The following is a 24,462-nucleotide window of genomic DNA, read 5'->3' as shown; positions in this document are numbered from 1 at the left end:
TCAACGATAAACAAAGTAAGATGAAATTCGGGAAGATTCCAAATGAATGAGAAAGAAAATTCGGAGATACAAAATAATATTGCCTCTGATACAGACACTTTCCATATCAGAGGCAACATAACCTATCAATAAATCCCGCTTATCGGGTTATCTTCACCACAAATCCTCCTCCGGGAGCCATGTGTAGTTTCATCTTTTTATCTGCCGATACACTTTGTACCTCACGCTTATAATCTTTGCCTACGCGATCGGCATTGATGCCATCCTTAAAGATTTCAGCTTTAAACTCACCTTTGCCCAAGAATGACAAGTCGACTTCAACATCACGTGCCGTCCAGTCAGTCAAGCCGCCTACATACCAAGTATCACCTTTTTGGCGAGCCATGACGATGTATTCGCCTACCTTTCCGCTAATAGGAAGCGTTTTCTCCCACACGGTGGGAATGCCAACAATGAACTTGGTGCACTCTTCTTCTTTAAGGTAATTGGTGGGTGCATCGCACAACATATTGACCGGAGAATCAAAAATGGTGTAAAGCGCTAGTTGCCGACAACGGGTTCCTTGGCTCATCGGTTCGGTATAGACGGCGTGGAAGTTTTTCATGATGACGTTGTTCATCGCTCCTTGTGTATAGTCAAGCGGACCTGCCACCATGCGGATGAAAGGCGCTGTAACGTCATAAACTACCTGATCCGTTCCCGGTTCCGCCCATTTCAGTTCTTCCAATCCATGTACTCCTTCGAAATTAATGGTATTGGGATAGGTACGTTGCAATCCGGTAGGTTTGAAGGTTCCATGCAGGTCGATCAGCAGTTTATACTTCGCCCCCGCCTGAGCAGCTTTGTGGTTGAAGTCGACTACCAATTGGTCGTCACGGTCCATGAAGTCTATCTTGAAGCCTTTGATGCCCATTGCGGCATAGTGCTTGCAGACGTTATCCATGTCTTTCTCGAAAGCACGGTAACCTGCCCACAATATCAAATCTACATTCTTGCTTTTAGCATAGCTGATAAGCTCTTTCAAATCAATCTCAGGAATCACTTTGAACAAATCGGCCTCGCCAGGCACTGCCCATCCTTCGTCTAAAATAACGTATTCAATGCCGAACTTGGAGGCGAAATCAATGTAATATTTATAAGTCTCATTGTTGATGCCTGCGCGGAAATCTACGTTGAAGATGTTCCAGTCGTTCCACCAGTCCCAAGCCACTTTGCCGGGCTTAATCCAAGAGTAGTCGGCAGGCTGGGCAGGAGTGGCAAGTTTGTAAACCATATCGCTACACAACAACTCGGCATCATTCTTCGAAATCACCATAACACGCCAAGGGAAAGCTGTTGCACCGTCTACTTTGGCAATGAATGGTTCACGCTCTTTCACTACGCCTTTCAGTCCGCGCACTTCGTCGACTATCTTCTTGGGGTAGGCGGCAAATACACCTTCGAACGAGGCGCCACTCGCTCCACTTCTTACATACATACCCGGGTAGTTCAATAGATCGGCTTCAGTGATACATATTTTCTTCTGATTCTTGCCCTCGACCAGTGCAGGCAGGAAAGCGATTTCGTCTTTGCTCCATGCCGATAGGTTCGTTTGCAGGTACGTGTTCTGGAAGGAACTGTAGAAAGAATCTTTTTTACCTTCATTCATACGGCCTTTCGGAGAAGCAACATATACTTTCGCATCATTGGGGAAGCAGAAAGTGGCTTGTTCGCTCGCTACCATAAAGGGCTTTTTCAGCTTCGAAACGAAACGATAGGTGGCACCGTCTTCGTATGCTCTGAATACAAGGCTATAACCGCCTCGGAAGTCAATAGTCAGTTCATTGAACCGATCTTCGATTGATTTCTTTTTGTAAACAGGAGGATAAATCGTTTCGTTTACCGAACGCTGGCTTGTTTTCCTTACTTTGGGGTTGATACCAAAAGCTGTACCATCCGTCAATGTCATGGATATGGGAGATTGATCAATCATGATATCTCCTTCGTGAAGCACTGAGTAGCTGACATCTTTATCGGTCACACTCACATTTACTTGTACTTTACCCATAGGGTCTTTCAATTCATACACACTTTGCGCAGATACGGACAAAGGTGCTACAGCCATTAGAACCGGCAACAGTTTCTTCATTAAGTGTTTCATAAACTAATATGTTGATATATTATACCTTTCTATTTTAAGTATGAGCCTCGAAGTAAAGGCAAAAGCAGAGCCATAACAAGACATTTTATCTTGCCATTCAAATGCAAACTACTAAGAAATTCCTTGCTTGAAACTCTATCTCTTAGAAATCAATCTCTACCTGATAGGTATCTTTCTTCTCAAAGAATGTTTGCTGCACTTCGTACTCCGGAAGCCACACGTATTTCTTTTCTCCTTTGTACTCTGCTTCGAGCAAGAAGGTGAACCAGCGGTTGTAGGGCAATTTATCGGTGTGCAACGGTTCTTTGGGCGAATCATACAAATCGGGAACTCCCGTTATCAGAAACCGCCCCTGTTTGTCGGTCTGATAGGAACGATAAGGAGTTGCTATCAGGTCGTTGAACCCGGCACGCGAACCATATAGACTCAACAATACCCCTTTTTGCTTCCTGCCTTTTACCTTCACCGAAACTTCGAGATTCTGCGGAAACATCTGCTTGAAGAAACCGGGGAAGTCACGTGCCGGATGTTTGGAGAGAGCCGTGTGATTGATAATATTCACAGCATACGAACTCCATTTATAGGTCTTATAGTGATTATTCATCACACAAGAATCGGGTTCGTAACCTATGTTGTTCACCGGGTTGTTCTTCTCACGGATGCGGTCGGCGTAAAGGTCGGTCACTCCACGGTAGTGTCCCAGTTCGTGTGCCACTCCGCGACAAAAATAGTCGATGCCGAACAAATCTTCATGTTCCGTATTGCTACGGCTACGGCAGACCACAATGGTTACATCATCCTCACCACCGCCACAATACCAGCCTTTGCCGGATTCTTCATCGTCATGATCCAATAGGGAGTCGATAATCAGCAGTACGTCGTGATTGGGGAATCCGGCACTGTGCTTGTACACATTCTCCAACTGACGGGAAGAGCAATCATAGACCACCTGCAAGTCGGGCAAATAGCGGAAATAATACTTGAACCTACCCTGCCCTGCCTTGTTCCAGAAATCGTTTACTTGGTCGAAAAAGGTATTCAGTTTGGACTGATAGGCTTCTTTTCCTCCCCAATGTTCTACGGCAGCTTTATCAACTGCTACAAATACTTTATAGTCAATTGTATCCAATGATTGAGCCTTCGTTGCTGTTTGTACAGGCTGTAGCGTTTCTGCTTGCACTCCTGTGAAGAGGGCCAGCAGGACAAGAAGCGCCCACATCTTTTTCCAATTCGTTCTCATGCCTGTTATCAATTAAATGTATAGCTAACCGATTGCAAGTCGGCACTGTTGCCGCCTACCATCAAGGTAAAATCGCCAGCTTCTACTACATACTTCATCTGATTGTTGTAGAAGCCCAGTTGTTCGTCCTTCACGTCGAAAGTAACGGTTCTGCTTTCACCCGGTTTCAGGCTTATCTTCTCAAAACCTTTCAGTTCTTTAATGGGACGGGTGATGGAAGCAACCTCATCGCGTACATAGAGTTGCACCACTTCTTCACCACTGTATTTGCCTGTATTGGTAACCGTCGCCGCCACTCGTGCACGCACATCCTTACCATTGCCGGGCAGCAGTTTGATGTCCGAATAACCGAAAGTAGTATAAGACAAACCATATCCAAAAGGATAAGCAGGATCGGTAGGGATATCAATATATTTGGCACACCATCCGCCCAACGCCGTAGGACGACCGGTGCTCTTCTGTTGATAGTGTAAAGGAATCTGTCCGTTATGCATAGGGAACGTCATTGGAAGTTTGCCCGAAGGATTGTATTCACCCCATAATACATTGCAGATAGCCGGCCCTGCTTCGCTTCCCAACCACCAGGTGCATAAAATAGCGGGGGCATCACGCCGTACTTCGTTAAAGATAACCGGACGACCGCACATCATCAGTACCACTACCGGTTTGCCGGTTTTCACTAGTTCCGCCACCAACTGTTGTTGACCTGCCGCAATCGAAATATCGCCTTTCGAACGCATTTCGCCACTTTCCCAAGCCTGTTCGCCCATAGCTACCACCACTACATCCGACTGGCGGGCAGCTTCCAAGCTCTTTTCCAGATTCACTATTTCATTCGTCTTCAAGTCGTAGCCTTCGCTGTAGTTGATGGTTACTCCTCGTTTCTCCATTGCTTCGTACAAAGTGATGACTTTCTTTACATCGGCACACGACCAAGCTCCGCACATATCTTTCTGTGATTTAGCAAGCGAACCAATCAAGGCTACTTTCTTTACGGAAGAAGAAAGCGGAAGTACCGAATTCTCATTCTTCAGCAATACCATCGAACGTTCGGACACATAACGGGCTTCGCGACGTGACTCTTCGGAACCGATAACCGTGCTTTCTCTTTCTTCATTGCAATAACGGAAAGGATCATCGAACAGGCCGAGTTTGTATTTCTGTTCCAGAATACGGCGAACTGCGTCATCTACCAACTCCATCGGTACTTTGCCTTCTTTCACCAATGATACCAAAGTTTTGGCATAACATCCACTTTCCATCTCCATATCCAGTCCGGCGGTGATTCCTTTATAAGCAGCTTCTTTTTCATCTTTGGCAAAGCGATGATTCATCATTTCGCCTACCGAACCCCAGTCGGAAACCACAAATCCTTTGAATCCCCATTGATTCTTCAGTAAATCGCGCAACAAGAAACTACTTCCGGTAGACGGTTCGTTATTGAAGTCATTGAACGCACTCATGAATGTAGCCGCACCTGCCTCAGCTCCAGCCTTGTAAGGCGGCATATAGAAATTAGCGAATTGCCCCATCGACATATCCACGCTATTGTAATCTTTTCCGGCAGCAGGTGCACCATATCCGGCAAAGTGCTTGATACAAGCAAGTATTGTATTCTCTTTCGACAAGTCATTGCCTTGCAAGCCATGCACACGGGCAGCAGCTACCTTAGCCCCATAGTATGGATCTTCTCCCGCACCTTCCATCACACGTCCCCAACGGGCATCCCAACTGATATCTACCATCGGAGCGAATGTCCAATGCAGACCGGCTGCAGCAGCTTCCTTAGCAGCACATCTGGAACCTCTCTCTATAGCATCGAGATCGAAACTGGCAGCCTCCGCCAACGGCAAAGGGAAACCGGTTCTGAAACCATGAATTACATCCAGCCCGAAAATCAATGGTATTTGCAAACGTGATTTCATAGCAGCCTCTTGGTACTTACGGGTATTGGCCGCTCCCGAAACATTCAACAGAGAACCTACCAAACCTTTGCTTATATCTTCCGTACGGCTGACACGAGTATTATTAGGTCCCGTAGCAAAACCACCAGCATATTGGTTTAATTGTCCTACCTTCTCTTCCAATGTCATCTTCTGCATCAGATTGGAAATAAAAGGATCCATTTTGGCATCTTTCACTTGGTTTTGTGCCATAGCCCCTACCGCAAAAATGACGAGGCATGATTGTGCAAATATTCTTCTTATCATGGGTATAGATTTAAAATATTTAAGTTCTTTCGTACTCAATTCTCCTCTGCAAATGTACGAGTTAGCAAAATTCATCAAGGCGAATTGCGTACAAAAGAACAATAAATACCGGCTTTCCGACACTTAATCGCGAGTATATACTTTTATTTTATAAATAGCAGGAATAGTAGTATCCTGCTTTTTCACACCCGAAGCAAAGAAAGCTGAGTTATGTAAAGTTTCATCGCCATTCAACAAACGTATAGGTTCCCAATGACCTCCTTTGTAATCGCCTTCCCAAATTTGAAGAAAATAAGCTGTCTTGTCTTTCTTTACAGAAGAAACAGTTGCTTTAAAATTCATTCCTGCTACCAAAAACTCCTCGGGAGCAGTCTGGATCATTAATCCGAAGGCAGGTTCATCGTTGTATGTAACAGTAAAAATATAGTCTCCAAGAGTTAAGTTAGTTTCTTTTTCCTGATATTTCAAAAAGCCTCTCATCTGCCCTGTACCCTGATATTGTAAGATAAGTGATTGTAAGTCACTTAATACTTTGTGAGTTCCAATCAACAAAGGCTTAGTAACCTGACTATCAATACCAAATATCGCAAATCCTAAAGCATTACACTCTGCAAAGGCATAAAATGCTCTTCCCGGCTCATATTTAGATTCAGGAACTAACAAAGGATTGTCCTTCCGAATATATTCGGAAACGACCTGTTTAAAGTCGGGCAAATATATGTCCGGACTAAGTATATCTATATTTTCAGCAGCAGCTTTATAAATATCCAGTACTCTTGATACGGGTCCGCCATTGGGATATTCGCCCGGCAGTTGCTGGGGATTCTGAATAATCCATGCATTCACAAACATCGGCAACGGATATACCTCTTTCCCAGCTCCCGCCACCTCATTCACATAAGAAGCATACTGCCATGCCATAAAGAATTCCTTGGTATAAGGAGTATCTCCAAATATCTCTTTCCAGGTTCCTTTCGCCTTTCGTCCATTATCCAGCCACTGTTTACGAAGAATGGGATTCAGCATTTTTTCATTCTTCGTGACATATTGAATTAATTTAGAAGGTGTTTGCTCCTCAAATTGTTTCAGTGCCTGCGGACAAAAATCTATTTCTTGAAAAACTCCCATTTCATTCTCCGGCTGCATCATTAAAACCGTGCACTCCTTATCTACCTCTGCCAAATGTGACATCAATGCTCGAAAAGCTTTCTTATCAGCCTGCCGGGCGGCATCACAGAAAGGGGAAATGGTTTCAATATTCTTCCCGTCTTTCGTTCTCACCCTGAAAAAACGTTTCGTATCTTTCTTAAGCCAATCCGGTGTATAACTCGATTCTCCATTTTTCCAGGTACCAAACCATAAGAGTACCAACTTCAAACGATTCTTCCCGGCTTCCTTCAAAAGAGAATCAACCAATGTAAAGTCAAACGCTCCCTCCTGCGGTTCTATCTGCTGCCAACTTACCACTGCCAATACAGTGTTGAGGTTTCCAGCAACTAACTTCTCCCAAATGGGCTGCATATAAGTAGTCGTAGAAGAAGAAGAGTTATGCAACTCTCCGGCAATCATCAAGAAAGGTTTATCATCCACCATCAATTGCACCGCCTTACCTTTGTTCTGCAAATATGGAATGGGGGAAGCGTCTTGTGCATTCGCAAATATACTCCACAGCATTACCACCATCATAATCATTACAGAATTTATGACGGTGGGCATCTGCTTATCTCTTCTGATATTCATCTTACTCATAAGATATATTATCCAACAATTTAATTCCGCCTGCTTTTACTCCTACTGAAAATAAATCCCTCAACTCTTCGGCAGACAAACGGGTGGTCGGGGCAAAATCAGCAGATTGCATATAGTTAACCAAACTGGTATAGAACTGGCGACCCTCCGGTTTGTCCTGTATAGCTTCCAAATCTGCCATACACACCAACAGTTTTCCACCTTCTACATTCAATTCAAAGACCAGGCCGAGTTTATGATTTCTTTCTATATTATCAATAACCTGCACTACAGGTAGATAATCCGAAGACATTCTATCTAAAATCATAGGATAACTATGTTTGATAATGGAGAACCATTGCCAATTGGTATGAAACTCCGTCGGGAAATCGGTAAAGATGGGATGCTCAGGATTGGTAAGTATTCCTAAAGTACCGGGAGAAGCCGGTTTCTTGATACGGTCACAAATGCTTTTGAACATACGGAAATTCCAGTAGTCACTTTGAAACAATCCGCCCACTGTTATTTCACTGCAATCTTCCCGCCGGGGTAACAGCAATACTTTACCACCTTGACGCAACGTCCGGATAGCTTCATCATCCAATGCACGAGTCACAGTAATTCCATCTTTATTGACCGGTTGAGCCGACGGATATATCCAAAGGGGGTAACTATTCTGATAGGCAGTTCCTTCTATTTTCAGATTCATTTCCGCCTTACATGCCTTCATCACATTGGGTAATTGAATAGAGAGTTCACTTACATCCAGCAATCCTGTCCCGGCAGGAATCGTATATTTCCCTTTTTCGAGCATTTGCCCGTTCGATACCAATTCCCAATGAAGGCTATTTCCATTCAATGAATTAGGACTATAATTAGCTATTTCCACTTTTCCCGATAATTGTTCATTGCCGGTCCAGCAGAATTTGGGAGTTGTGAAAAGTGGTACCACTTCACAGCAAAACTCTCTCCATTGCTCAGGAGTAATCAACCCTTTGCTATCCATAAAAGCATCCAGAACACCTACATAGGCTGAACCTTGTCCGGAATAGTCTTGCAAATCCAGCAATTGGAATCCTGCCATCTGCCTGGTGCGTAAGTTCATCTCAATATCTGCACGATAAAGTAGAAGGGAAAGTGCACCGGATGCTTTTACAAAATCATCCGCCTGTTTCAGCATTCCTGCTTTTTGCAATCGTGCACGGAATACTTCAAAGTTCCAGGGAGCTAGTACACCGGTGTATTTCTTCATTTCGTCATAATTGGGATAGATTTGGAACTGTCCTGTTTCGTGACCAACTACCGGCACAGGCGATTTCTCCAAAGCACCGTCAAAATTCATTTCGGAGTTGGGATAGGTATTATTCAAGAAACCTCCTTCATCGGCATCGGCAAACGAGAACGAAGCTCTGGCATGCGTTGAATACCCTTCACCCTCACCTACCCGGCAAGTAACCAGAAAGTCTTCACCAGGTACATATCCACGCCAACCTAGAAAGTTGTTCGAACCGTAAGCATATAGATGGCGCGATTCCAATTCGCGGAATCGGTCAATAAATGATTTCATCACATCTATGTCTCCACCCAATTCATTACCCAATGCAAACATGACAAATGACGGATGGTTGCTATATTCCTGCTGAATCTTTTCACCGTCATTCAATAAAAAGCTCATTAATTCTTTAGCATCTTTCTTGAAACTGCCCCAGATTGTAAGTTCCGGTTGCAGATAGATTCCTTCTAGATCGGCCGCCTCGAAACAAGCTGCCGGAGGACACCAGGAGTGAAAGCGAACATGGTTGATGCCATACTCCTTGCATACTTTAAAGTAATGTTGCCATTCAGCTAATCCCATAGGCGTGTGAGCCGTCAACGGAAAGACACATGCATCATGTTTGCCTCTTAAGAATGTTTTTTCTCCATTGATGGAAAATTGTTTTCCATCGGCTTTGAATTCACGTAGACCGAAGTTCACACTATACTGGTCCTGCTTACCCAAACTGGCAGTAAGCCTATAAAGTACCGGAGCATAGTCACTCCACAACAAGGCATCTTTGCCCAATGGAAATACAACTTCATATTCTTTCTTACCTGCAGCAAGTGAGAACTCCACTGCTTTTGCCCGATGTTGTTTCGTTGTATTGAAGGCTTCTGCATCCAACGCTAACTTCTCGCCTTTATTGAGAGCCTTAGATAAAACAACCTTCACCTTTACCGAACGGTCGCCTACCTGCGGATATACTTGCAGGGATGTGATGTGCAAGGGGTTGGTACCTTGTAATTCCATCCGCCCGATGATACCGTTCCAGTTTGTTTGAGTAGATTCAGTACAAGAGTGTGAGCTGGAACGAATTTGCGAAGGAATGCTTTCTTTGTTATCTACCCGGATCGTTAGCTTATGTTTTCCCGGTGTGAGGAAGGAAGTCAGGTTATAACAATGAGGCACCGATAAATAATCACATTTTCCCACTAATTTGCCATCTACCCAGACAGTAGTAGGACGAGTACGCTCCAGATACAGCATAATCTCTTTTCCTTTCCATTCTGCGGAAAGGTTAATTTCTTTGGAATACCATGCCGGACCTTCGTAACGATAAAGCCGTGACAATTGGGTGGTTTCATTCCGGTTGGTATTCTCTTTCCCTTTTCGGTTAGTGTCCGTTGTGCCCGGAAGTACTACGGTTTCTCCAAACTTCTCATTCCAAAATTCTTTGGTTATTCCAGCGTTATCCGGATCGAGTGCAAAAGCCCAGTTTCCGCTTAAGTCCATATTCAAATGGGCAGTGGGAACCGATTTTGCCGACATAGAAATAGATATGCCGATTAGTAAAGCAAATGCTAAAAATAAGTGTTTCTTCATTGGTATTCTTTTTATAATTGTTCTGTAGTCTTATCTTCTCTCGCAAAGATAATTGCTTAATTTAAAAGTTATCTCTTTATTCTCGTTTGATTGATAAAGTACCTGAATATTTGCAGCATCTCCTTATTGCCATCAGCAACTGATAACTCCGGATGGAATTGCACGCCCCAAATATCACCTGAAACAGATTCTATAACCTCCACAACACCATCAACCGAGAATGCTGTAGCTTTAAAGCCGTCAGCTATCTTGTTGACTGCCTGATGATGGATAGAATAAACTTCCAAACATTCTTTTCCGGTAATAGAATACAGTATGCCACCTTCCGGAGAATGAATATCATGCCTTGCCACCAAATCAGCATTTTGAGAACGATGACATACATCAGAGGGATATTGAGTAGGTAAGTCCTGATACAATGTACCTCCAAAGTAAGTATTGATTATCTGCATGCCCCGGCAAATGCCCAGCACAGGAGTTCTACATTTTGAGGCCAATCTTAACAACGTATAATCAAAAGAATCTCTTTCTACACAAAAAGCCGCACATTCTGCAATAGCTTCTTCTTCATAAAGCACAAGGGATATATCGTTCCCACCGGTCAAAAGCAAACCATCTATCACATTAATGACCGATTGAAGAATATCCGCATTGTCGGTAAAAGGAATAAGAATGGGGATGCCGCCTCCTTGAATAACAGCATCCACATACTTCCTTTTGACAGCTATTCTTTCCGGAATATCAATTTCCGTAGAGATGCCGATGATCGGTCTATTACTTTTCTTCATATACCAGCAGTTACATTGTTACTATAAAACCTACTTTCTTATTCATAGTAAACTATTTATTTTAATGTCCTGTATAAATATAGAACCGTTATATCGCATTTTTTACAATATAACGGTTCACACTTATACTTTTCAACTAATACCTTCTCATACAACCGTTAGTTACCAGTCTTTATTCTGCGTCAAACGTCCTTCGTTCACATCGATTTCTTCTTGCGGAATGGGCCACCAGAAGTCTTTCATAGTATAAGTAGTGCGTACAGCCGGTACAAGCACCTTCTTCACACGACCTTTATCGGTATCTACGTAATACTCTATTCCCCCTATAGGTTTATTCATCACTTCCAGGAAGGTGTTCCAACGACGAATATCAAAGAAGCGCATGCCTTCGTGGGCAAACTCTACGCGTGCTTCATTGCGGATAAGATCAAGCAAGCTTCCACCATACAGATTCTTAACAGCCTCATCTATATCATTCGTATTTCCGGCACGATCACGTATGGTTTTCACCAATCCCTTTGCCTCGGTGATATCACCATTGGTTTCTACCAATGCCTCAGCCCTTAGCAGATAAGCCTCTGCATAACGGAAAATAATAAATGAGTTGAAAGTAGTCCAAGTTTCCAAGCCCTGACAATACTTCTTCCAAGTGAAACCCGAACAAGTTTTGTTCCATTCGCTGCCACCGCCTTCGCCCAAGGCATCGCCTACCGATACGGGAGCATCTTGCAGAGCACCATACTCTTGAGCAGGGTCGAAGTAACTCTTTCCGTCCTTGGTTACAATATTGTTGGGGATGGTATTATAATACCTGTCACGCAGTTTCATGCCCGGCACATAGATACTGGCATAAAGACGTGGATCTTTGTGGAGATAAGGCAACTTTTCGTCGCGGGGTTGCATGTATTCGTAAGCATCTACCATCGACTTGGTAGGTACAGTTACGCAATAGCCGTTAATAGACTGATTGTACCAGTTGCCCCAACCATTCTTCTTGTCGATGGTGTATCCTTTGGCAAGAATCACTTCATCAATCTTCTCACATCCGTCTATAAAGAGATTATTATAGTCACCCAGTTTAGGAGCAGAGGATACAAGTAAAGCAGTTTCTTCAAGAGTCGTGCTATAATAGTTTTTATCCTTCAGATAACCGGCAGCGTAAGCAGCCATACGGGCACGGAGCAGGCGAGCTGCCGGCTTACCTATCTTGAATTTATGAGCCGCCTTTTCGGGCAGTCCGGCAATCGCTTCTTTGAGGTCATTCAATAAGAAGTCGTATACGGGCTTTAAGTCTTCCACCTGCTTCAAAGTCTTGCTCTCAGCTACAGATGCGGGGTTGACAGTATAGAACTGAATTCTTCCGAAACTGCCCAGCAAGTCAAGGTAGAAGAAAGCACGTACGGTTTTTGCTTCACCTAAGATACGGTTGCGGTTGGCATCACTCTCACCTCCCGGCCATTGATAGCGGTCTATATTAGTAATTATATTATTGGCACGCTGAATGGAAATATAGCTTCGTTTCCATTTGTCGGTAGAGAAGCTGGATGTGGAACTTCCGTTGCCCAAACTGAGGTCATACCCCCAGTTCCAACTTTGGTTGATAAGTCCATTGTCGGTTACACCATCCATCCAGAAGGGGTAATTATCGTAATGGAAACGGTCGTAAAGTCCGTTCAATGCCTTTTCAAAATCATCTTGCGATTTAAAGTAACCTTCAGCAGTAATAATGCCTTGTGGTTCCAGGTTAATATTACTTTCGCATCCGCTTGTCAGCCCCATTGTAAGGCACAGTGCTCCGTAGAGCCAAGCTTTCTTATATCTTTTCATAATGTCCATCTTGTTGTATTAGAAATTAATGTTAACACCAAAGTTTATTGTACGCAGGGTGGGATAAGCATCCAATCTTCCATTTTCTTTTTCCGGATCTATCCCTTGGAACATGCCACTGAAAGTAAGCAGGTTGGAACCTGATACATACACTCTCAGTTTGTTCATGCCTATTTTCTTTACAAAAGTAGCGGGCAGTGTATAACCCAACTGAACATTCTTCAGGCGGAGGTACGAACAATTTTGCAAGAAGAAAGAGTTGTAATTAGATGAATTGCGGTTATTGGCAGCTTCAAGACGAGGCATAGAAGCATCACCGCGTTGATTGGTTTCCGTCCAACGGTCGCGGAAGTGTATACCAGTGAACACTTCATAGTTGGGTCCTTCTACATATTCTTTTTCGAGGAATTGATTGCCACCAGCAGAACCTTGGAAGAACAAACTCAAGTCCAGCCCCTTATATTCGGCATTCAGATTCAATCCGAATGTATACGCAGGAATATTAGGTCTGTATATCTGGCGGTCCTTAGAATCAATTGTACCGTCCTTATTAGTGTCTACAAACTTCACATCACCGGCTTTCAACACTGCCATACCACGTGGGTCGGACTTATGGTTTGCTTTGTATTCGGCAAGTTCCTCGTCGTTGGCTATCAGCCCATCGGCTTTGTAAATATAGAATGCATGTATGGGTGAACCTACTGCCTGAATAGTCCAACCGTTGATATTACGTTCATCACTGCCACGGTCTACCCATTTATTATCGTTATAAGAGAAGTTCACCGAAGTAGTAAACTTGAAGTCTTTAAATGACTTACGGAAACCAAGCATTGTCTCAATACCACTATTTCTTACTACACCGGCATTCTGCATGGGAGCATCGAGCCCGATGAAGCGGGGAATACCCAATGCCAGCAGAATATCTTTTGTGTCCTTGCGATACCAGTCTATCTCTCCGAAGAACTGACCGTTCCACATGCTGAAGTCCAGACCGATGTTAGTTTGCTCTACTGTTTCCCAAGTTATGTCAGGATTAGCCATCTTGGTTTGGCGAACAGCTGTTGATAGCACGTTGTTAACAATTACATTTTCAGTTCCATATTGCGGAAGGTACATAAATTCGTCAATACGCTCGTTACCGGTTTGTCCCCATGAAGCACGCAACTTCAGGTTGTCAATAAAGGTAAGGCTCTTCATGAAGTTCTCTTCCGAGATGCGCCATGCGGCAGAGAAAGAAGGGAAAACGCCCCATTTGTGTCCTTCAGCAAATCGTGAAGAGCCATCGGCACGCAGATTAGCTTCAAACAAATATCTGTCCTTAAAACCGTAGTTGATACGACCGAAGAATGAGTTGATGCCCCACATTTTGGGAGTACCGTCGGCAAACTGGCTGGCTGCCGAACCAAGTGATACATCGGGAAGTTCGTCCGAAATCAAATCTTTGCGCTGTGCTTTCGACCAGTAGTTGCGATAGGATGTCTGCTCCATACCATAAAGGAAAGAGAGACTATGATTTTCGCCCAGCTGTTTCTTATAGTTAGCAAGGAAACGCAGTGTAAGTTCGTAGCGGTTGTTGCGTGCATCTTCTACGCTATTGGGATTGTTATTTTGTGTAACGAGCTTGCCTTCTTCATTATAATACTTATGATTTTTATAGTGAATCTTCTGACGATCCCAAAGTCCGTTCAATGATACGAGACCCGTGAACACGAGGTCCTTCAGCGGTTCTATATCGACTTTAGCCTGCCCAAAGATAGCGTCACATACATAGCGTTCCTCACCTACCACATTCAGGTCGGTATAAGATACTGCATTCAGATTCTGTCCATCCAGTGCATAGTCGCCATTTTCATAACGGATGGGAGAAGTGGGCTGCATAGCCCAGGCACGATACAAGGCATCGCCCAACTTCTGGGGTTTAAGGCGGTCATCGTGACGATAGGTAATATCGCTGTTCAGTTTGATGTACTTATTTATCTTGAGTTCTGTGCTTGTGCGGTAATTGTAACGTTCAAAGTTCGTATTGGCTGTCAGACCGGGTTGATCCAGGTAATTGAATGACACCAAGTAACGGGCGTTTTCATTGCCACCGTTTACGGATAGGTTATGTTCAGTGATGTAAGTACTCTTGAATACTTCGTCAGGCCATACGTTATAGGCATGTTTATAAGGGTCTGTTCCTCTTTCTGTGGCAATAATGTCGTCTTCGGAATATTTTCCTTTTGCTTTGCCCGAGTTCAGAATAGCCTCATTTACCATTTCCATATATTCGCGAGCCGAAACTTGCTTGGCCTTTATTGCTCTGTCTTGTAGACCGATAGAGCCATTATAGCTTACATTTATTTTACCTGCTTTTCCTTTCTTAGTAGTAACAAGGATTACACCATGTGCCGCACGCGAACCGTAGATAGAAGCCGAAGCGGCATCTTTCAGCACTGAGATATTATCAATCTCCGAAGAAGGTACGGCGCTGAGCGACATCTCCACACCATCTACCAAAACGAGTGGTGAAGAAGAACCGGTCGTACCGATACCACGCAGGTAGATTACAGGACTATCTGAGCCGGGAGCGCCACCACGGTCGATAATGGTCAGACCCGACACTTGTCCTTGCAATGCTTTTGCAGCATTGGGCATCACAACTTTAGTCAGTTCGCCACCGTCGACTTTCGATACGGCTCCACTAGTGGTTACTTTGCGTTGCACACCGTAACCTACCACTACGACCTCGCTCAACGCCTGTGAATCGTCTTGCAGTTTAATATTGAAGTTTGTCTGTTTTCCTACCGGAGTTTCAGACGTAGTATATCCTATGAATGACACCACAATAACGCCTTTGGCATCTACTTCGAGTTTAAACTTTCCATCTATATCCGTAATAGTTCCGTTGGATGTTCCTTTTTCAAGAACGTTGGCTCCGATGATTGATTCGCCTGCCTGGTCGGTAACGGTTCCCGTTATCACCTTCTTCTGCAAGCTTTGTGCGCTTGCCGTGGTAAAAGCCAGAATAATGAATAGTGCTAACAAAGCGGAGAGCTTGTTTAATAGTCGACGCTTATATAAGAAGCCGACATGCTTTTCTGATGTTTTTTCTACATTCATAATAGTAGTTGATTAAGATAACATTTTTAATAAACCCGTCGTGTCGTTGCGCAACTCCATCTACAAAGGTTCTGCTTGCAAAGGTAACGACTACGCCGATTGAGGTAGAAGAATCGCGTACAAATAAAGGATAATATCGTTAAGCAAGGAAGATTTTAGAGAAACAACAATACCCTCTTGTTGATTTTATCCTGAACTTGAACGATTTTACTCTAGTTCAAGAAGTAGCATTCATTAATATGAGAGGAGTATCGGCTGGAACTCTTCCAACTACTAAACGAATCGATAGTTCCTTTAATTTCTGATTCGCTTTATTAATATAAAAATTACTCACTGTTAAGAGAAAACTTGCTTTATATAGATATAAAAGTGTCTTTGAATATAAGACAAACTATAATCAGAATCTTCGGTTTTATAATCAAAAGCTTCGGTTATAGTTTTCAGTATTACAAAAGCAACTTTTATATCTACTCAAAGGAGGTTTCAAATAAGGGTTGAGGAAGTTTTCTATTAATATCCAACAGACTTGAAGCAAACTGAAACATTCATTGCAATGCAGAATTAAAACCTGACTACTTTAGCATCTATGCCTGAGACAATTTCTTTCAATCTAGGGAAAAAAGTCGGAGTCGGACGCGGCGCACTCATGTCTATCAGTTTGTGAGCACGGTCTAGAAGAACATATTTAGGAAAGAAACCGATATTCAGATATTTGAGTAACGGACAATCCACATTATTCTTTAGGAGGTATTGGTTCTCTGTTACTCCTTCACTTTTGGCAGTAGCTTCCCATTTCTCAGCATCCTTATCTACGGAAAGATACAAGTAGACAACTCCTTTTTCATTCAGATACTTCTTTGATTCTGCCGAGTTGGCAATATCTGATTTACAGGGGCTGCACCAACTCGCCCAAAAGTCAATGTAAACAGGTTTGCCTTTCAAACTATCCAACAATTCTTTGAAAGAAATGGTGGAGGAAGAGCCATAAGGAACAATAAAGACATTGGTCAAAATGTCTTCGGGTATACCCTTTTTCAATTTAAGATAAAACTCTTCACTCTTCTTGATACAATCTGCATAAAGCGGTTCTTGGACGTACTTGCCAGATTCCTTTATAGCATTCGACAGTTGAGCAGCGTGCGACTGGTCTTGGCGTTCAGCGAATTCACCAATTAACGAAGTCAGTAAGTAAGCACGAGTCTGCCCCGTGAAATGGTCCACAATATTTTGGTAAAGCGTATCGAACTGATTCCATTTGTCATCTGTATAGCAATGAATATATCTCAAGATCAATGTTTCCTTGAAACAATCCAATAGTTTATCATCATTAAAATTCATCTTGTCAACTTCACTCAGGTAATCGGCTGGAATAGAATCTTTAGGAATAAGTTCCTTCCTTATTGGCAAATACAATTGGAAAGCATAATTATTATCAATACATGCATTGGCATAAGCCAGGAAATCATCCGTCAGTGTATGCTCCTGCCTGTATGCCCGAAGAAAATCCAATTGTTGCTCTTTCCAAACTGCCACTGTATGCTTATAGTCTCCAATATTTTCCCCTTTTTTAAAAGTAGGTCTGTCTTTATAAGGAAATCTCACACGGAAAAGATGCCCATAATTCCACTGGGCCGCATTCTTTCCTGTGAATTTCATGTAGTAACTCTTTGAATTACCTTCTGCTATTGAATCAACCATAAATTGCATAGAATCTCCGGGCATTGCAAAAACGGATTGAGACCATGAATAAGGCAAACTAAACATAAGTTCCTCAGGATGGTTGATTGCTTTCTCCAGACAGAAACGACCTGATGCCGTTTTCTCAAAAACAGTACGTTCAGGTTTATAATAGGTACTCCACCAAAATAGAACCGGAGGCAATAAATCGATACGGCCAACCTGATCTATTTGAGAGAATCCTTGAATGCTTATCGCTTTTTGTGGAAACGCTAAACTGAAAGGCGTGACAAGCAGTAATAAGAGTAATGCTTTTCTAATGTAACAGTTCATAACAATAAAAATTTCAGGTGAATATTATACTATATCTTTCTACGCTTTTCTTAGCCTACAACAAATTCGTCCAATGACATCCCCCCATTACCAGCCAATACATTGATACGCACAAATCTTGCACGCAACGAGGTATTCAAGCTATAGTATTGATATTGCAATGCCGGAGATGCCTCCAAATCTTTTTTCAGGATAGTTCCTCCGGAAACATATTCTTTGCCATCGACCGAGAAGAGTACTTCTATCTGTTGGGGCAGATTCCGCCGTGCACCTGCGTGAAGTTGCATCCACCGGGTTGATATTTGATGGACCGCTTCAACACAACCTAAATCCAATGTAAAATACTGATTGCCTGAAAAGTTCACCCAACTTCCATCCAGATAGGTTTTCCCTCCAATACAGCCATCCGTAAGAATCCTTGCGGCAACATTGCGCAAAGAGCTCTCTACTTTCTTTCCTATACCTTTATGATAATAGTATGTCTGCGTGAATACATCGCCTTGCATCTTCCCCTCTCTGAAAGTTGCCGCCTTAAGTAAAAGCGAGTCTTTGAGCAATAGTGGTTTGTGGTACGGCAAGCTATGTTCTGTGGGAATCTTACCGTCAGTCGTATAACGTATATCAACATCATCCCTCTCACACTTCAAGATAACCTTCAACATTTTCTGTGTTACATCGCTTTCCATGACAGCCTCTACGTCCGAAGACAAAGTATAGGTATTAACACCCTCCTGTTGCAGCCGGCTGATATGAGGAGCCAAGCGGCTTCTGAAATCAGACCAGGAGCGCATTTGCTGGGGAGTCCAGGCTACTTCGGCTACAGCCAGTGTGCGCGGAAAAGCCATATACTCCAAGTGCTCTTCATTCGCTATCCACTCTGTCCATATATTGCCTTGAATGCCCAGGAAGTGAGGCAGATGTGCAGCACCTAGTGTATCGGGAACAGGATTGTATGCATAAACCTTTTCAATCGGAGTATAACCATCGTGCGCTAAAGGTTCTTTATCGGGAGATGATTGGAAATAATCCAGATACAAGTAATGAAGAGGGGTAAGAATAACATCATATCCTTTTCGAGCCGCGTCAATTCCTGCCTGCTCGCCTTGCCAAGACATGACTACAGAACTTTTATCCAATTTCTCACTGGCTATTTCGTCCCATCCGGTCAGACGACGACCTCCGGCTCTTAGAATATTTTCCGCTTTGCCGATGATGTAATTATGAAGTTCGTGGACATCAGCCATGCCCTCGCGTCGCATCAACTCCTGGCACTTGGCACAATTAGTCCAGGGAGTTGTATTGGTTTCGTCACCTCCTATATGTATTATTTCAGACGGAAACAGTTCCATAACCGTTTTCAGTACGCTATTCATAAAAGTGTATGTATCCTCATTGCCTACACAAAATGTTCCTCCCGAGTAAGGTTTACCCGCACAACAAAGGTTAGGATAGGCAGCAAATACTTCTTTTGAATGTCCAGGAAACTCAACTTCGGGAATAATGGTGATAAACCTTTCAGAGGCATAATCCACTATTTCTTTTATATCTGCCTTTGTATAATATCCGCCACAAGCGCCTGGGGTATTTTCTTTAGCAAACTTACCACCATTCTTCCACCAGTCCTGCCATACATGATCGGTACGAAAAGCAGCGGTCCGGGTCAGTTCCGGATAATCATCCACCTCGAAACGCCATCCTCCGTCATCTGTAAGATGCCAATGAAAGCGATTGAGTTTATAGAAAGACATCCGGTCGATAAGTTTCTTGACTTCTTCTTTCGAAAAGAAGTGCCTCGAAACATCGAGCATGATACCTCTGTGAGCAAAGCGAGGAATATCTTTTATCCGTATGCAAGGTATGCCTTCTTTTGTATAAAGCTGCCGCAATGTAACCTTGCCATAGAATAATCCGGCTTCTGACTGTGCTTTCAGTGAGATACCTTTCCTTGTAACATCCAACAGATACCCTTCTTTGCCCAAATCGGACAAACGTTCATCCACAACGCATTCTATTCCGGCAAGAGGTAAGCCTGAGAAAAACAATACAGAGTCTATCGGGAAGAAGCCATTCCCCCACTCATATTGAGCTGGTAGCGGAATGACAGGAATTGTCCGGGTAGCGGAATGAGCCACTCCCCAAAAAGCTATTGACAGACTGGCTAGTATAAAACTGATTAGTGATGTCTTCATTACAGTATTCATTTAAGATTATAGCTGCAAAAATAACACAGCAAACTATACAGCCGGGAGAATCGCGTACAAAAGAATAAGAATGCTACAGCCAATTATTATCCTGAGTACATTTTCACCTGTAATTATCCTAGATTTGAACGCATTTTTCGTTCGTTTTCAAAAGTTCTTTCCTGCCGCTAAAAAGATGACTTATCGTTTGTTATTGCTACTTATTCTTCCTAATATTGCCAACGGCAAATCATTTGAGAACAAAGTCAAGCAACACCCCATGAAGAAACTCATCCTTTTTGTAGTCATACAATTGTTATGCATCTGGTGCTTTACATTGAATGCACAGCGCATCTTCTCCACCGCATACACCATGGACGACGGCTTGGCAGCCAACAGGGTTTACAGCATTCTGCAAGACTCCTGCGGTTTCCTATGGTTCGGCACCGACGACGGGTTGAGCCGCTTCGACGGAATCCGCTTCAAGAACTACTATCTATCCAAGTACATTGATGCCACCACCAGCAATAGTGTGAAAAAGATATTTATCGACTACAGAGGTCGGATGTGGATCGGGCTGGACAACGGAATCGTAATCTATGACTCAAAAACAGATACATTCATTCCCTTTGAAGCCAAAACGGAGACAGGAGAAACCATACAGTCGTATGTCACCGACATGATAGAGGACAACGACCACAATGTATGGATCGCCACAAACGGAAAAGGCTTATACCGCTTTTCACCCGGAAGTAAAACAAAGCTTCAAGCATACCGCAACATCCCCGGTCAAACGAACTGCATCCCCCAAGATGTTATCATGACCCTGCAACTGGACAGCAAACAGAACCTGTGGATTGGAACCTATTCGGAAGGTCTATGCCGCTACGACATAAAGAATAATAAATTCAAAACTTACCAAAAAGGAAAGACTCCACAGAGTGTTTCGGATAATTCCATTCAAAGCATATTCGAAGACTCGTACGGGAACCTCTGGATAGGTACTTTCCAAAACGGAATAGACCTGTTCAATCCTTCCACCGAAACTTTCACTAACTTTCAGGACAAGAGCGCCAATAACCTACTATATCACATCCATGATATCAAAGAATATCGCCCCGGTGAACTTCTCGTCGCATCGGACAATGGAGTAGGTATTTTCAAAACGGGAACAGGAGAAGTAATGTCTTCGAATAATCCGCAACTAAAGATAAGAACCGGAGTCAACAAGTTTATCTATGCCCTGTATATCGACAAGGAAGAAAGCCTTTGGCTGGGCTCCTATTTCGACGGTATCAAGTTCTACTCCTCCTTTCAAAACAACTTTGAATACTACAGTTGCTCACCCACTCCCGGCAGCCTTGCCGGCAAAGTGATCAACGTGGTGCGCGAAGACAAAGACAGCAATTACTGGATTGGCACCGATGATAATGGAATCTTCCGCTTTAATGCAAAAACCCAAGCAATCAGTGCTTTCAGAAGTGCTGCTGATATAGGCTCCACTTATTACTGCATACACGACCTTCTATTGGACGGAGACAAGTTATTTGCAGCCACCTACGAAAGAGGCCTGGAAGTATTCGACTTAAAGACAGGAAAAGTTGAAACTTTCCTCCACAACCCTGCTGACAAGACCAGCCTTCCCTCTTCACGCGTATTCGAACTCTATAAAGCCAGTAACGGACTCATTTATATTGGCACCTCCAATGGCGTCTGCTATTACGATGCATCTCAGAAAGCCTTCATCAGAATCGCCTCTTTCAGCGGGCGGGTATCTTGCATCATCGAAGACAATAACGGAACTATCTGGATAGGAACCAGTACCAACGGATTATTGGCCTACAATATAAAAACGAAGAAAATAGAATCATACCAGCATACCGGCAGCCCCAATTCTTTAACCAAAAACGTGATAACCACCCTTGCCATTGACAGCCGGAAGAATTTATGGATAGGTACTCACGGACAAGGACTATGTAAATATAACGAAGCTACCAACGACTTCACAAGATACGACAACCTTGAGCTCCCTAACCAGATTATCACCTCCATCATCCCCAAAGGTGATGTATTATGGATTGCCACCAACAAAGGCTTGGTAGTTTACAACCCCGATACAAAACACCTGAAGGTCTATTCCAAGTCAAACGGATTGTACAATGAACAGTTTACTCCCGATTCAGGTATCGAAGCCTCAGACGGGAGATTCTTCTTTGGATCGACAGATGGGTTTTGCTCTTTTTCTCCGCAAAGCCTGAGAGAGAATGGCTATAATCCTCCTGTCATTCTGACCGGAATGACTATTCTGGGTAAAGAAATATCGGTTAATACAGAGAACTCTCCTTTAATGCAAGCCATAGGCTATACACGGGAAATCACTCTTGAACACAACCAATCAATGATTGGTTTTGACTTTGCAGCCCTGAGCTACATCGCACCTAAAGAGAATTATTACCAGTACATGCTCGAAGGCCTGGACAATGAATGGCAATTCACCAAAGGCAATAACAACCATCTGTCCTATTCTAATCTGCAACCGGGTGAATATACCCTTCGAATAAAAGGCACCAACAGTGATAAGATATGGAGTACGAACGAAGTACGTTTGAAGATCAAAGTGCTCCCACCTTTCTTCGAGTCACAGGTTGCTTTTCTTATATACATTGTTCTCTGCATCATCATTATCTTTCTGAGTGTCCGATACTACATCAAGCGCTCGGAAAAGCGACAACGAGAACACATCAAAAGCCTGAATGATGAAAAAGAGAAAGAACTCTATGACTCCAAGATAGAGTTCTTCACCAATATTGCCCACGAAATACGCACTCCGCTGAGCCTCATCATCGGCCCGCTGGAATATCTCATGAACACAGCCAGCATCAACAATGTTTATGGTGAATATCTGGGCATCATCGAGCAGAACTACAAACGGCTCTATGTACTGGTAAATCAATTGTTAGATTTCAGAAAGGTAGATTCGGGCGCCTATAAGTTGTCTTACGACTCCTATCGGATGAAAGAAATTATAGCCAAAGTCACCGGTATCTTCGAATTGACCGCCAAGCAAAAGGAGATCAACCTTGACACCTCTTCTTTAAACCAAGAGATGATGATAATTACCGACGAAGAGGCACTCATGAAAATAGTCAGCAACTTGGTGAGTAACGCAATGAAATATGCCAAGAGTTCTATCACAATAACTGCCGAAGAGAATGACACAGAAGTAATACTTAATATCACTGATGATGGCATAGGTATTACAGATACAGATAAGAACAAGATATTTGATGCTTTCTACCAAGTAAAGAGCAACAAGGAAATCAATAAACTGGGCATCGGAATAGGTTTGCACATGACACGTTCGCTCGTGCAGCTCATGAATGGTAGAATAGTGGCTTCTGACCGGGAAGATGGCAAGAGCGGCGTATCCATCTCTGTCTATCTGCCCAAAGTAATGCCAGTCAATGAAGGTCTACAAAGTAAAAGAAAAGTAGAAGACATAGTACTTGCGGACACCTGTATGGAAGATGTCATCAACGAAGAAGAAACCAATGAACCGATAAAGAAACAGTATGCAGTCATGGTGGTAGATGACAACCCGGAAATACTGGACTTCCTCTCTAAGATTCTCTCTGAAGAGTATTTCGTCATTTCAGCACTAAGCGGAGAAGAAGCTGTGCAGATACTGGAAAAGAACAAGATAGACCTCGTTATCAGCGATGTAATGATGGAAGACATGAACGGCTTCGAGCTTTGTGAAAAGATAAAGAGCAACATCAATATTTCCCATATACCAGTTATACTGCTTACCGCAAAGACTGATACCGAAAGCAAGATTCAAGGTTTGGAAGCCGGGGCTGATGCCTATATTGACAAACCTTTCTCACCTTTCCACCTAAAAGCACAGCTACGGAATCTGTTCAGAAAAAGAGAAAGTGTTCAGAAAACGTACGCTTCCACTCCGTTGTCCGACATACGCTCCGCAGTGCACAATCGATTGGACGAGGAATTTATGAACAAGTGTACCGAGATTATCCTGAATAACATTGAAAACTCTGAGTTCTCTGTAAATACTCTAGCACAGCAGCTAAATATGAGCCGTACTTCCGTGTTTACGAAAATCAAGGGTATCATAGATATGACTCCAAACGATTTCATTAAAATCACCCGGTTGAAGAAAGCCTGCAAGATGATGATAGAGGGAGAGTACAGAATAACCGAAATTGGTTTCCTTGTAGGGTTTAGTTCTTCTTCCTATTTTGCCAAATGCTTCCAAAAACAATTTGGAATGCTACCGACAGAGTTCATAAAGAACATGGAGGAGAATACAAAAAATGCCGGAAACTGAATCCAGTTCCGGCACATTGTTTTATTCTA

The 24,462-nt window shown here is 43.1% G+C and carries 11 protein-coding genes; 1 reads left to right on the top strand and 10 read right to left on the bottom strand.

What is annotated here, in order from left to right; genetic code table 11:
• Nucleotides 1-139 precede the first annotated feature (139 nt).
• The 10 genes from Q1W14_RS16305 to Q1W14_RS16260 all read right to left on the bottom strand — a co-directional run bounded on the left by Q1W14_RS16305 (nt 140) and on the right by Q1W14_RS16260 (nt 20,094).
• Nucleotides 140-2,140, bottom strand: coding sequence for a glycoside hydrolase family 97 protein (locus tag Q1W14_RS16305; protein ID WP_300703309.1), 2,001 nt, complete (start codon nt 2,138-2,140; stop codon nt 140-142).
• A 142-nt stretch (nt 2,141-2,282) separates the two neighbouring features.
• Nucleotides 2,283-3,380 carry a hypothetical protein gene (locus tag Q1W14_RS16300; protein ID WP_300703307.1) on the bottom strand — a complete coding sequence of 366 codons (1,098 nt, stop codon included), beginning with the start codon at nt 3,378-3,380 and terminating at the stop codon, nt 2,283-2,285.
• Nucleotides 3,381-3,388: 8 nt separating this feature from the next.
• Entirely contained in the window at nt 3,389-5,590 is a 2,202-nt protein-coding gene (locus tag Q1W14_RS16295; RefSeq protein WP_300703306.1) for a glycoside hydrolase family 3 N-terminal domain-containing protein, read from the bottom strand.
• A gap of 123 nt (nt 5,591-5,713) precedes the next feature.
• Complete coding sequence (locus Q1W14_RS16290; protein WP_300703304.1) at nt 5,714-7,339, bottom strand: DUF5597 domain-containing protein; 1,626 nt, start codon at nt 7,337-7,339, stop codon at nt 5,714-5,716.
• Nucleotides 7,332-10,178 carry a sugar-binding domain-containing protein gene (locus Q1W14_RS16285; protein ID WP_300703302.1) on the bottom strand — a complete coding sequence of 949 codons (2,847 nt, stop codon included), beginning with the start codon at nt 10,176-10,178 and terminating at the stop codon, nt 7,332-7,334. Before Q1W14_RS16285 ends, Q1W14_RS16290 begins: the two co-directional genes overlap by 8 nt.
• Nucleotides 10,179-10,246: 68 nt before the next feature.
• The gene (locus Q1W14_RS16280) at nt 10,247-10,966 is read right to left on the bottom strand and encodes a gamma-glutamyl-gamma-aminobutyrate hydrolase family protein (protein WP_300703301.1); all 720 of its coding nucleotides are present in this window, start codon (nt 10,964-10,966) and stop codon (nt 10,247-10,249) included.
• Nucleotides 10,967-11,128: 162 nt separating this feature from the next.
• A complete protein-coding gene (locus Q1W14_RS16275) occupies nt 11,129-12,793 on the bottom strand; it encodes a RagB/SusD family nutrient uptake outer membrane protein (protein WP_300703299.1) in 1,665 nt (554 codons plus the stop codon).
• An 18-nt stretch (nt 12,794-12,811) separates the two neighbouring features.
• Nucleotides 12,812-15,895, bottom strand: a complete 3,084-nt coding sequence (locus Q1W14_RS16270; protein WP_300703297.1) for a TonB-dependent receptor — start codon at nt 15,893-15,895, stop codon at nt 12,812-12,814.
• 561 nt (nt 15,896-16,456) lie between these two features.
• A complete protein-coding gene (locus Q1W14_RS16265; RefSeq protein WP_300703296.1) occupies nt 16,457-17,905 on the bottom strand; it encodes a TlpA disulfide reductase family protein in 1,449 nt (482 codons plus the stop codon).
• 50 nt (nt 17,906-17,955) lie between these two features.
• Complete coding sequence (locus Q1W14_RS16260) at nt 17,956-20,094, bottom strand: family 20 glycosylhydrolase (protein WP_300703294.1); 2,139 nt, start codon at nt 20,092-20,094, stop codon at nt 17,956-17,958.
• Nucleotides 20,095-20,230: 136 nt separating this feature from the next.
• On the opposite strand from Q1W14_RS16260, the gene Q1W14_RS16255 reads away from it, so the two are divergent.
• A complete protein-coding gene (locus Q1W14_RS16255) occupies nt 20,231-24,433 on the top strand; it encodes a hybrid sensor histidine kinase/response regulator transcription factor (protein ID WP_300703291.1) in 4,203 nt (1,400 codons plus the stop codon).
• The last annotated feature ends 29 nt before the right edge of the window (nt 24,434-24,462 follow it).

It is taken from the genome of Bacteroides sp. (genome assembly GCF_030151085.1).
In the GTDB taxonomy this organism is placed as follows: domain Bacteria; phylum Bacteroidota; class Bacteroidia; order Bacteroidales; family Bacteroidaceae; genus Bacteroides.
The sequence above is the reverse complement of the archived record's forward strand: the minus strand, read 5'-3'. Positions and strand labels throughout refer to the sequence as shown.

Excerpts from the sequence above, each read along its gene's own strand:
- Q1W14_RS16305 (WP_300703309.1), bottom strand. The coding sequence starts at position 2,140 with ATGAAACACTTAATGAAGAAACTGTTGCCGGTTCTAATGGCTGTAGCA.
- Q1W14_RS16300 (WP_300703307.1), bottom strand. The coding sequence starts at position 3,380 with ATGAGAACGAATTGGAAAAAGATGTGGGCGCTTCTTGTCCTGCTGGCC.
- Q1W14_RS16295 (WP_300703306.1), bottom strand. The coding sequence starts at position 5,590 with ATGATAAGAAGAATATTTGCACAATCATGCCTCGTCATTTTTGCGGTA.
- Q1W14_RS16290 (WP_300703304.1), bottom strand. The coding sequence starts at position 7,339 with ATGAGTAAGATGAATATCAGAAGAGATAAGCAGATGCCCACCGTCATA.
- Q1W14_RS16285 (WP_300703302.1), bottom strand. The coding sequence starts at position 10,178 with ATGAAGAAACACTTATTTTTAGCATTTGCTTTACTAATCGGCATATCT.
- Q1W14_RS16280 (WP_300703301.1), bottom strand. The coding sequence starts at position 10,966 with ATGAAGAAAAGTAATAGACCGATCATCGGCATCTCTACGGAAATTGAT.
- Q1W14_RS16275 (WP_300703299.1), bottom strand. The coding sequence starts at position 12,793 with ATGAAAAGATATAAGAAAGCTTGGCTCTACGGAGCACTGTGCCTTACA.
- Q1W14_RS16270 (WP_300703297.1), bottom strand. The coding sequence starts at position 15,895 with ATGAATGTAGAAAAAACATCAGAAAAGCATGTCGGCTTCTTATATAAG.
- Q1W14_RS16265 (WP_300703296.1), bottom strand. The coding sequence starts at position 17,905 with ATGAACTGTTACATTAGAAAAGCATTACTCTTATTACTGCTTGTCACG.
- Q1W14_RS16260 (WP_300703294.1), bottom strand. The coding sequence starts at position 20,094 with ATGAAGACATCACTAATCAGTTTTATACTAGCCAGTCTGTCAATAGCT.